This window comes from Arthrobacter rhamnosi (assembly GCF_054510975.1).
The window spans coordinates 1-2,942 of the sequence record NZ_JBTNDN010000012.1; the positions used below are offsets into that span (position 1 = coordinate 1).

A 2,942-nucleotide genomic window follows, 5' to 3' on the forward strand; every position below is an offset into this window, starting at 1 on the left:
GCCGGACAACCATTCAACGGGAAGGCCCCGCACCACCAGGTGCGGGGCCTTCCCCACTTAAACCCACCACCCCGCCGAACCGGCACCGGCACCAGCCGGCACGCGGATGCCAGCTTGCCCCGAAGGAGATGCACAATGAGGCGCCGTGCTCGAGCACTCGTCGAGTGCCCCGAGGCCGGACACAAGCTGTCGGCGGCCCGTCGCCGGCCCCGTCGTCAGCATCCACAGCTACTCGCGCATCCCCGCCTCTGGGGGGTGGTCTCGAGGAGATTCTTTGTCAGCCGATTCAGCGGCCCGCCAGTGCCACCAGCCTCACGCCCTGCGCCTTGACGTGGACGAGCAGTCGTCCAGGGTTTCCTTTTGATCCATGAGCACTCTCGTCAGGGGCCGATTATCTCCCGGCAATCACGAATCCGGCCGCTGCCGTCTCCTTTCGGATGGGCGGGGCCCGCGCGGTGGGCTCGAGGGGTCATCGCACTGCGGTTAGTGTGATTCAGTCTGTCCGGCAGCGCTTATGGGGTGGTAGAAACCGCGGTTGCTTCGATGATGGTTTTCGCGGTGGCATGGCCATCAGCGATCACCTTGTCCGGATTGGCAGCCCGAAGCATCATCCCCAGCACGCCGGTAAGGATGAGGGCCAGACGTTCGGCAAGACCTTGTGCCCCATCTGCACCTACAACGGGGACGGCGAGCTCTCGAAAACGGGTGATGAGCAGCTCCGTATCACTGCGCAGAGCCTCGTCGAGAAGCTGGCTGGGATGGGGTGATTCTGCTGCCACACCGAGGAATGCGCACCACCGGGCTGTTGCAGGCCCGGATCGATACCGGGTCAGGGCAGGGAAAACAGCGAGAAGCTTGTCCTGAGCTGTTGTGGCAGCATCGATTTCCAGTTGCCAGTCCTGGTCCCAACGCGTCAGGCGGCGTCGCAATGCCTCGACTATGAGCCCTTCCTTGTTCCCGAAATGGGCGTACAGGGTGGCTGGCGCGACGTTGGCCTGTTTGAGGATGACATCTACGGGTGTCGCCGCGACGCCCTGGGTGAAAGCAAGATGCTCAGCAGCGTCAAGTAACCGTTCTCGCGCGCCGGGTTGTGCGACCATCCATCCAGCATATAACGTTCGTTTCAATGAAACGCTCGTTACATGCTGTCCCGTCGACAGCTACACCGATGTTCACGGTAGCCGCCGTTGCGCTGATCGCCGCCACGTACGGGCTTGCCCGATTCGGATACGGGCTCTTCCTTCCTTCATTTTCGGTGTCCTTCGCACTGACCCCGATGATCGCCGGTCTTCTTTCTTCAGGAGCGTCGGTCACGTACTGCATCTCAGCGGCTCTGGGGTTCCGGTATGCACCCCGTCACCCCCGTTTCACCACGATCCTCGCCGGTTCCACTGCAAGCCTTGGAAGTGGGGGCATCGCGGCCGCTCAGGGAACGATTTCCTTCAGCATCGGCGTCCTATTGGCAGGCATGGGGGCGGGCTTTGCGTCGCCCGCGCTGGTGGAACTCGTCCAACGGAACGCGGCTCCGGCAAGGCAGAACAGACTTCAGTCGGTTGTGAATTCTGGCACCGGGTTCGGGGTTGTCGCCGCTGGTGCCCTGGCGGTGCAGCTGGGAGCATCATGGCGTGCAGCTTGGATTCTCATCGCCGTCATCATAATCACCGCCATGGTCGGCGTCCTTCGCGCAGATATCTCCCGCGCCGAAGCACTTAGTGGCGTACCCCGGCGCGAGGGCATCTCAACCCACACCGGAGGATCCAGTATTCGCGGCCTCGGATGGCCAATGGCAGCAGCTTTCGTGTTCGGTATCGGATCTGCCGCCCCCTGGGTATATGGGCGTTCTCTCCTCGAGGACATCGGCGGGATGACAACCGAAACGTCCGCGACGGTATGGATGGCGTTGGGCGTCGGTAGCGCCGGTGCAGTCCTCCTAGCACCGTGGCTCGCCCGGCACTCCGTCAAAATCACGTGGTGCGTCACCGTAAGTGCGACCTCGGCGGCAATAGTGGCATTCGCCCTGGTGCCGACTCTTCCCGCTCTGAGCCTCGCTACAGCAGGGCTCTTCGGTCTCGCCTATACGGCAGCGAGCTCAGTGCTCATCATCTGGACGTCATTTACAGCCGCGAACAGCGCCGTAGGAACTTCGATACTCTTCACCTGCCTCGTTCTCGGCCAGGCCCTCGGATCAACGGTCACCGGTGCCCTCGTCGAAACAACCGACCTGATCTTTGCCTTCGTCACTGCCGGAGTGCTCTGCCTTATCAGTGCCTTCGGAGTTACGGCCCAGCGAACAGCTCCTGCAGGTCAACCAGGAGATGCTGCCCTTTCCGTGATGGAATACCGCCAACATCGTCCGCAGAAGTACCGGTAGGGGCGGCTCGCAGCTCGGTACTCGAATGGACCAATGGATCGACTTGCGTCCCGGCTGTACTGAGGCACCCTCTGGGTACCAGCGGCGTATCCGCTTGCAGATCTGCTCCGTCGAGAGGTCCTGTTCAGCTCGGCTGCCACCACGATGAGCAGCATCAGATCCACGTACATGCTTGGTGGCCTTGAACGATTCACGAGCGACACCGACCCTGGTCCACTGTCATCGATCGGTAGCGCATACAGCTGCCGCTCCTCCGTGTGCCCCTATGCGCCGTTGACACTGCATGGCCCAAACCGGCGGCTGGAACTGCCTGCTGATCGCCTCGCGGCCACACCGGAGGAGTCCCTTTCCTGGGCAGCCAGGAACAGGTGCCGGCCGCTGCGCTCGGACGCCGGCGGGCAGATACCGCTCATTGAAGGAGGACCTTCCGCCCCCTATGAACGGTGGTGTCCGAGCCTTGGTGGGGGTGGTTGTGGTGGTGGATTTGTGGTGGGGGGTGGGGTGGTCGTATAGTTATGTGGTTGCCCCGGTGAGGGTGACGACCCCCCTTTGACAGAGTTGAAGTTGTTCC

Annotated in this window: 2 protein-coding genes; one reads left to right on the plus strand and one right to left on the minus strand. The window is 62.4% G+C overall.

Annotated elements, in window-relative coordinates:
• Window positions 1-512 precede the first annotated feature (512 nt).
• A complete protein-coding gene (locus ACX80J_RS16705; protein WP_459348556.1) occupies window positions 513-1,100 on the minus strand; it encodes a TetR/AcrR family transcriptional regulator in 588 nt (195 codons plus the stop codon).
• Window positions 1,101-1,168: 68 nt separating this feature from the next.
• On the opposite strand from ACX80J_RS16705, the gene ACX80J_RS16710 reads away from it, so the two are divergent.
• Entirely contained in the window at window positions 1,169-2,371 is a 1,203-nt protein-coding gene (locus ACX80J_RS16710) for an MFS transporter (protein ID WP_459348557.1), read from the plus strand.
• Window positions 2,372-2,942: the final 571 nt, after the last annotated feature.